Source organism: Flavobacterium filum DSM 17961 (assembly GCF_000425465.1).
Taxonomy (GTDB): Bacteria; Bacteroidota; Bacteroidia; order Flavobacteriales; family Flavobacteriaceae; genus Flavobacterium; species Flavobacterium filum.
In genome coordinates this window covers 288,689-296,509 of sequence record NZ_AUDM01000003.1, presented here as the reverse complement: position 1 = coordinate 296,509, position 7,821 = coordinate 288,689, and the positions used below count along the sequence as shown (strand labels likewise).

The 7,821-nt window shown below is 33.9% G+C and carries 11 protein-coding genes; 5 read left to right on the top strand and 6 right to left on the bottom strand.

What is annotated here, in order from left to right; translation table 11 throughout:
* Together H601_RS14995 and H601_RS14990 are read left to right on the top strand one after the other, a co-directional pair.
* Positions 1-588: IS3 family transposase (locus H601_RS14995; RefSeq protein WP_035655346.1), on the top strand; the 588-nt coding region annotated here is incomplete at its 5' end.
* Between the two features lie 118 nt (positions 589-706).
* Entirely contained in the window at positions 707-1,015 is a 309-nt protein-coding gene (locus H601_RS14990) for a Fic family protein (protein ID WP_245571592.1), read from the top strand.
* A 295-nt stretch (positions 1,016-1,310) separates the two neighbouring features.
* On the opposite strand, the gene sufD is transcribed toward H601_RS14990, so the two are convergent.
* From sufD to H601_RS0101340, 6 genes are all read right to left on the bottom strand, one after another.
* On the bottom strand, positions 1,311-2,627 hold the full coding sequence (sufD, locus tag H601_RS0101365) for a Fe-S cluster assembly protein SufD (protein ID WP_026709849.1): 1,317 nt from the start codon (positions 2,625-2,627) through the stop codon (positions 1,311-1,313).
* A gap of 117 nt (positions 2,628-2,744) precedes the next feature.
* Positions 2,745-3,497, bottom strand: coding sequence for a Fe-S cluster assembly ATPase SufC (gene sufC / locus H601_RS0101360; RefSeq protein ID WP_026709848.1), 753 nt, complete (start codon positions 3,495-3,497; stop codon positions 2,745-2,747).
* A gap of 58 nt (positions 3,498-3,555) precedes the next feature.
* Positions 3,556-3,828 carry a Txe/YoeB family addiction module toxin gene (locus H601_RS0101355; protein WP_026709847.1) on the bottom strand — a complete coding sequence of 91 codons (273 nt, stop codon included), beginning with the start codon at positions 3,826-3,828 and terminating at the stop codon, positions 3,556-3,558.
* Positions 3,819-4,025 (bottom strand): DUF2683 family protein, encoded by a 207-nt coding sequence (locus H601_RS0101350; RefSeq protein WP_026709846.1) that lies wholly within the window; start codon positions 4,023-4,025, stop codon positions 3,819-3,821. Before H601_RS0101350 ends, H601_RS0101355 begins: the two co-directional genes overlap by 10 nt.
* Positions 4,026-4,040: 15 nt before the next feature.
* Positions 4,041-5,489, bottom strand: a complete 1,449-nt coding sequence (sufB, locus tag H601_RS0101345; protein ID WP_026709845.1) for a Fe-S cluster assembly protein SufB — start codon at positions 5,487-5,489, stop codon at positions 4,041-4,043.
* A gap of 67 nt (positions 5,490-5,556) precedes the next feature.
* Entirely contained in the window at positions 5,557-5,886 is a 330-nt protein-coding gene (locus H601_RS0101340; RefSeq protein WP_026709844.1) for a HesB/IscA family protein, read from the bottom strand.
* Positions 5,887-6,035: 149 nt separating this feature from the next.
* Between H601_RS0101340 and H601_RS14985 the strand changes: the two genes are divergently transcribed.
* From H601_RS14985 to H601_RS0101325, 3 genes are read left to right on the top strand one after another with little or no spacing between them, the layout of a single operon-like run.
* Positions 6,036-6,296 (top strand): DUF6922 domain-containing protein, encoded by a 261-nt coding sequence (locus tag H601_RS14985; RefSeq protein WP_035655317.1) that lies wholly within the window; start codon positions 6,036-6,038, stop codon positions 6,294-6,296.
* On the top strand, positions 6,286-6,918 hold the full coding sequence (locus H601_RS14980) for a nucleotidyl transferase AbiEii/AbiGii toxin family protein (RefSeq protein WP_035655316.1): 633 nt from the start codon (positions 6,286-6,288) through the stop codon (positions 6,916-6,918). Before H601_RS14985 ends, H601_RS14980 begins: the two co-directional genes overlap by 11 nt.
* A 3-nt stretch (positions 6,919-6,921) precedes the next feature.
* Positions 6,922-7,782 carry an MBL fold metallo-hydrolase gene (locus H601_RS0101325; protein WP_026709843.1) on the top strand — a complete coding sequence of 287 codons (861 nt, stop codon included), beginning with the start codon at positions 6,922-6,924 and terminating at the stop codon, positions 7,780-7,782.
* Positions 7,783-7,821 lie beyond the last annotated feature (39 nt).

Here is a 7,821-nt window from a genome sequence, read left to right as displayed (position 1 = left end):
TGGATGAGAAAATATAGTAATTTGGTAAAAGGACTTACAATAACAAGACCAGAACAGGTTTGGGTAAGTGATATTACTTATATCCGATTAACCAATCAATGGGGCTATCTAAGTTTAATTACAGATGCGTATTCTAGAAAGATAATGGGCTATAGTTTTCGTCAAGACCTTGCTGCTGAAGGTTGCATTGAAGCCTTGAAGATGGCTCTAAATAATAGATTGTATAATGAATCAATCATCCATCATTCTGATAGAGGTTCACAGTATTGTTCTCACAACTATGTTGATTTATTGCTAAAAAACAACATAGGTATTAGCATGACCGAAAATGGAGATCCATATGAAAATGCATTAGCAGAAAGAATAAATGGTATTATTAAAACAGAATTTAATCTTTACTCTAGCAGCTTGGGTTTTGACCAAACAGGATATCAAGTAAGTAAAAGCATTAAGTCTTATAATGAATTAAGACCTCATGCAAGTTGTGATTATTTAACCCCTAACCAAGCTCATTTGAAATCAGATAAATTAAACAAACGATGGAAGAATTATTATAGAAGTTTTAATTATGAAAAAACAGTTGTATAGTATTTTTAGGATTAAGAATTATATTTGTATAACTATAATAGGATTTATTTAATAACCTGTATAGTTATTTTAGGACGGGTCAATGGCCTTCTTGAAAGTTCTATTGAACATACAAAAAATGGACCTATACTATCCTAATTTTGAGGATAAACTTACTCATCTTTTCTTTTCAATAAATAAAAACCACTGTTTTAATGACGGTAACAAAAGAGCATCTATTGCTCTTTCTGCATATTTCTTAGAAATAAACAATTGCGGTTTTATTATTCCAAAATTTATAGAAAAAATGGAAAACATTGCTGTCGATGTTGCGGACAATAAAATAGATAAAGAGCTTTTACTAGAAATTATTTATTCTGTACTTTATGAATATGATTTTAGTGAAGAACTGAAGCTAAAAATTGTACTGGTAAAAATAAATTCATAGAAATTTTACCAATTGCTTAATAAAGTAAAATCGCAAAGGACGCAAAGTTTGAATAAATAACTTTTGAAACTCTAAAGATTAAATTTTCCTGAAGTTCAATACAGTCAATCCTCTAGCCCCAATTGCGGTGGAAATAAAAAAGTTCCGAAAAAAATCGGAACTTTTTTATTGCAACGGAAAGCGGGAAAATGGTTGACTGAAAATGCCCGAGCCATTCGCTTCTAATAATTTAAAAATAAACCTAGATTATGTGATTTCTCCCTTTGGTCGAAATGACACAAAGTACGGTTAAACTTTACAAATCAAACCCCAAATTCACTCCCAATTTCATCGCAATAATCTTCATGATGCGTTGTTTGAGTTCCGGTATTTTGATGCTTTCGATGACTTCGTTGGAGAACGCATACAGCAATAAGGCTTTGGCTTCTTTTTGCGGGATGCCGCGTTGTTGCATGTAGAACATCGCACTTTCGTCTAGTTGGCCAATCGTGCAGCCGTGTGAACATTTCACATCATCGGCAAAAATTTCCAATTGGGGTTTGGCGTTGATGGTGGCTTTGTCGCTCAATAAAATGTTGTTGTTTTGTTGAAAAGCATCGGTTTTTTGGGCTTCTTTTTCAACGAAAATTTTTCCATTGAAAACGCCTGTTGAACTTCCGCCTAGGATGGTTTTATAGTTTTGATGGCTTTCGCAATTGGGCGTGGCGTGATTTACTAAGGTGTAATGATCCACGTGTTGCTTGTCGCCAATAATCGTAATTCCTTTTAAAGTTGAATCGATTCGTTCGCCAAAATGATAGAAATTCAGGTTGTTTCGGGTGATATTTCCACCAAACGAAAACGTGTGCACCGCCACTCTACTCTCTTGTTTTTGAGAAATATAAGTGTTGTCAATCAAATTCGCGGTTTGTTCGTCGTTTTGAATTTTATAGTAATCAACAATGGCTCGTTTTTGAGCAAAAATTTCGGTTACTGAATTGGTCAAAACCGGATTACTATTCAAACTTTGATGACGTTCGATGATTTGCACATGAGCATTTTCGCCAACGATAATCAAATTTCGAGGTTGAACCATCAACGCACTTTCAATTCCGGTTGAAAAATGAATGATTTCAATCGGTTTGTCTGCCACTTTGCTTTTTGGAATGTTGATGAACGCTCCTTCTTGTGCAAAAGCCGTATTTAAGGTAGTTAAACTTTCGTCTTTGCTGGCAATTTGGTTGAAATAAGTATCCAAAATCATTTTATATTTTGGCTTTGTCAACACCGAAGAAAGCAAGCAAACATCAATTCCTTCGTGGGTGGTTGACGACATAAACGAACTGAATTTTCCATCGATAAACACTAATTTATAGGTGTCAATTTCGTGTAGAAAAAATTTCTTGACGTCTTTAAATTCAATCGAATTTTCTCGTTTTGGGAAAACTGAAAAATCATTTTTTAATACAGAATTGAGTGATGTATATTTCCAAGCTTCCTCTTTTTTGGTTGGGAAACCTTTGTTTTCAAAGTTTTTGATGGCAGAAGTTCGGATGTCGTGCAACTGTGCAGTTACATCAACTTTTTCTTCAAAAGCCATGAAGGATGAAATTAATTTTTCTTTTAAATCCATTTTAAATGTCGAGATTTTAAAAATCTACAAATATTTTATTTTAACCATTAAGGTGTTAAGTTTCATTAAACGTTACAGCTTAATTTTCTTAATTTCTTAATGGTTTAAATTTAATTTTTAAACTTCTTGTTCTTGTTTTATCCAGTCGTAACCTCTTTCTTCTAATTCCAACGCCAATTCTTTCCCGCCGGATTTTACGATTTTTCCGTCCATCAACACATGTACAAAATCAGGAACGATATAATCTAACAAACGTTGGTAGTGCGTGATAACCAAAACAGCATTGTCATTACTTTTTAATTTATTTACACCGTTGGCCACAATTCGCAACGCATCGATATCTAATCCTGAATCGGTTTCATCTAAGATGGCTAATTTGGGTTCTAACATTGCCATTTGAAAGATTTCGTTACGCTTTTTCTCTCCACCCGAAAAACCTTCGTTTAAGGAACGCGATAAAAACTTACGGTCGATTTCTAATAATTCAGATTTTTCACGAATTAGTTTTAGCATTTCGTTGGCTGGCATTTCTTCTTTACCGTTGGCTTTTCTGTGCTCGTTAATAGCCGTTTTCATAAAGTTTGTTACCGAAACACCCGGAATTTCTACCGGATATTGAAACGATAAGAAAACGCCTTTATGAGCTCGTTCTTCGGGAGCTAATTCAGCTAAATCCTCACCTTCTAATTCGACAGTTCCTTCCGTAACTTCGTAATTTTCATTTCCGGCAATAACGGCTGAAAGTGTACTTTTTCCGGAACCGTTTGGCCCCATGATGGCGTGAACTTCTCCGGCTTTGATTTCAAGATTGATGCCTTTTAATATTTCTTTGTCTTCAATGGAAGCGTGTAAATTTTTTATGCTTAACATTTTTATTTTTTTTAAACCATTAAGGGATTAAGATTCATTAAGTTTTTATTTATCTATATTATTCGTAATGTCCTTTCAAAGAAATTATACTCAGAATATTTATGGTGTTTTCATCTATGATTTGGTAAATAATTCTATGTTCTGAATCTATTCGTCTTGACCAATAACCTGTTAAATCATGTTTTAAAGCTTCAGGTTTTCCTATTCCTTCAAATGGATTTTGCTGAATAGCTTTAATCAATTCAGAAATTTTTTTAATGATAATTTTGTTTCCAGATTTTGACCAAAATGCTAAGTCTTTTTCAGCTTTTTTAGAATATCTTACTTCCATAAATTATCTAATTCTTCCATTGAAATTTTCACATATTTTCCTTCTCTAACTTCTTTAGCTGCTTCCAAAATTTCCTTTACAAATTCGGGATTATAGGGTTTCTCAATTTTTTCAACAATTTCAAAACCAAGTGACTTTGCCAATTTTTTTAAAAGTGGAAAATCTTTTTTCTTTACGTTTTTTAAAATTATGTCCATGATTTCTAATTTTTATTAACCTACCGAACCTTCCAACGAGATCTCCAACAATTTTTGTGCTTCCACCGCAAATTCCATTGGTAATTTATTCAGTACTTCTTTACTGAATCCGTTTACAATTAAAGCAATCGCTTTTTCCGTTGGAATACCACGTTGGTTGCAATAAAACACTTGGTCTTCTCCAATTTTGGAAGTCGTTGCTTCGTGTTCGATTTTGGCGGATGTATTTTTACTTTCGATATACGGAAAGGTGTGTGCTCCACAATTATTCCCCATCAAAAGCGAATCACATTGTGAAAAATTTCTAGCGTTATCAGCTCTAGACGAAATTTGAACCAAACCTCGGTAACTGTTTTGCGATTTTCCTGCTGAAATTCCTTTGGAAATAATGGTGGACTTAGTGTTTTTACCCAAATGAATCATCTTGGTTCCGGTATCGGCTTGTTGGTAATTATTGGTTACGGCAATCGAATAAAATTCGCCAATTGAATTATCTCCTTTCAAAACACATGAAGGATATTTCCATGTAACGGCAGAACCTGTTTCTACTTGTGTCCATGAGATTTTGGCATTTTTCTCACACAACCCTCTTTTAGTCACAAAGTTATAAACGCCACCTTTTCCTTCTTTGTTTCCGGGAAACCAGTTTTGAACGGTGGAGTATTTTATTTCGGCATCATCCAACGCAATCAATTCTACCACAGCGGCATGCAATTGATTTTCATCACGGCTTGGAGCAGTACAACCTTCTAAATAGGAAACATAACTGCCTTCATCAGCAATTACTAACGTTCGTTCAAACTGACCTGTTCCGGCTTGATTGATTCGGAAATAAGTGGATAATTCCATCGGACATCGAACACCTTTTGGTATGTAACAAAAACTTCCATCTGAAAAAACAGCAGAATTCAATGCGGCATAAAAGTTGTCTTTTTGCGGAACAACCGTTCCTAAATACTTCTGAACCAACTCCGGATGTTCTTTGATAGCTTCGGAAATACTCATAAAAATGATGCCTTTTTCAGCTAACGTTTTTTTGAAAGTAGTAGCCACAGAAACAGAATCAACCACAATATCCATCGCCACATTGTTCATTTTCTTTTGTTCATCGATCGAAATTCCGAGCTTTTTGTACATTGCTAGTAATTCCGGATCAACATCATCTAGTGTTTTATTTGGATCTGCTTTTTTTGGAGCCGAGTAATACGAAATCGCTTGAAAATCGGGTTTTTCATAATGCACATTTGCCCATTCCGGTTCGATCATTTCTTGCCAAGCCCGAAACGCTTCTAAACGCCAATTGGTCATCCATTCGGGTTCTCCTTTTTTCTGAGAAATCGCTCGGACAATGTCTACGTTTAACCCAATAGGAAAAGTCTCCGAGTCTAATTCGGTGTAAAATCCGTATTCGTATTCTTTGGTTTCGAGTTCAACTTTTAAATCGTCCTCTGTATATTTTGCCATTTTATTAATTTTTTTAAACTATTAAGAAGTTAAGGAACATTACGTTTTTATCTTAATAGTTTTGTTTTTAAAGTGAAAAACTTTCACCACATCCGCACGTTCTATTCGCATTTGGGTTATTGAAAACAAATCCTTTTCCGTTAAGTCCTCCAGAAAACTCTAAAATAGTTCCGGCTAAATAAAGGAAACTTTTCTTTTCAACAGCTACTCGTATATTGTTGTCTTCAAAGACTTTATCATTCTCTCCGATTTCTTTGTCGAATTTTAAATCATACGACAAACCGGAACATCCACCACTTTTTACACCTACACGAACGTAATCATGAGCGGCATCAAAACCATCATCTTGCATCAAATCGATGATTTTTTTTCTGGCTGTATCTGAAACTTTAATCATATACTATTTTGATTTTGTCTAAATTAACCGCAAAGATACATCAAAATAAGAATTTTAAAAGGATTCCTAACATTTTTAAAACGAATGTATGGATAGATAAAATTGATTTCAAGCGATGTTCTTGCTGATTTTTTTATTAAATTTGTTACATGCTTAACAAAGATAAACCCAACATTCCGCCCTATCTTCTTTGGGAATACGATTTAAAAACATTTAACTACGACAAATCGTATAAAATTGTTATTGAACGTGTTTTACAATTGGGAACTCTAAACGATTGGAAGGAGATGATACGGTTTTATCCAAAAGAAAAAATTTTGGAAACCATTGAATGGTCTGCTCAACTTGATAAAAGAGACAAAGATTTTAGTGTTTTTTTCTTAAAATCTGATATGCTATATGTTGTGTAAAGATCCTTTTATTGTTCATCCTAATACATTTAATTTAATTCAGGAATTACAATCGCTTGATTTCCTGAAAGGTTTTTATTTAGTTGGCGGAACGGCATTGGCATTAAAAATTGGCCATCGAAATTCAATTGACATTGATTTATTCACTCAAGATGAATTTAATGACAATGAACTTTTAGAAAATCTTCTTGAAAAATTTGATTTAAATTTAATTTACAATCGTAAAAACACCATTGTTTGCTCAATAAATGAAGTAAAAACAGATTTTATCCGGCATAATTATCCTCTAATTAACAACCCAATTACTGAAGAGGGAATTACATATCTTTCTTTAGAAGATATATGTGCCATGAAACTTCATGCAATACAAAACTCGGGGAAACGTTTAAAAGATTTTATCGATATTTATTTTTTACTCGAGCATTTTTCTCTGAATCAAATGTTGGGTTTTTATGAAATTAAATACAAGTATTCTAATAAATTAATTGCCTTAAGAGCTATAAATTATTTTGACGATATTGACCCAAGCATAGATCCTCCTGTTTTAAAAAATTCAATTTCAATAGCAAAAATTCAAAAAAGAATTCAAGAAGCAACATTACACGGAAACAAAAAATTTTAAACCATGAAACTATACCCCATTGAAGCCGGAAATTTTAAACTCGACGGCGGAGCCATGTTTGGCGTGGTACCAAAAACCATCTGGAGCCGAACAAATCCGGCAGACGAGAACAACCTCATCGACATTGCTGCACGTTGTTTATTGATTGAAGATGGAAATCGATTAATTTTAATCGACACCGGAATGGGCAACAAACAATCGGATAAATTTTTTGGTTATTATTCCCTTTGGGGTGAACATTCATTAGATAAATCATTGGCAAAATATGGTTTTCATCGTGATGATGTGACCGATGTTTTTATGACGCACCTTCATTTTGATCACTGTGGCGGAAGTGTCAATTGGAACAAAGACCGCACGGGTTATGAAGTCGCTTTTAAAAATGCGAAATTTTGGACGAATGAAAATCATTGGGAATGGGCAACGAAACCCAATTCAAGAGAAAAAGCTTCTTTTTTGCATGAAAACATCATTCCGATGCAAGAAAGTGGTCAGCTAAATTTTATCCGAAGACCCAACAGTGATTTTGGCTTTTCAGAAGAATTAAATTTTGGCATTTTTTATGCGGATGGTCATACCGAAAAACAAATGTTGCCTCACATCCAATATCAAGACAAAACCATTGTTTTTTGTGCTGATTTATTGGCGACAGCCGGTCATATTCCGATTCCGTATGTGATGGGTTATGATACACGACCGCTTTTAACGTTAGATGAAAAAGCGAAATTTATGAATGCCGTAGCAGAAAATAATTATTACTTATTTTTAGAACACGATGCTCATAACGAAATCATCACGGTTGAAAAAACCGAAAAAGGCGTTCGATTGAAAGAAGTTTTCCGTTGTGAAGATGTCTTAACATAGTGTTAATCTCATCCGTTTAGCTTTTAAAAATCCTATTTT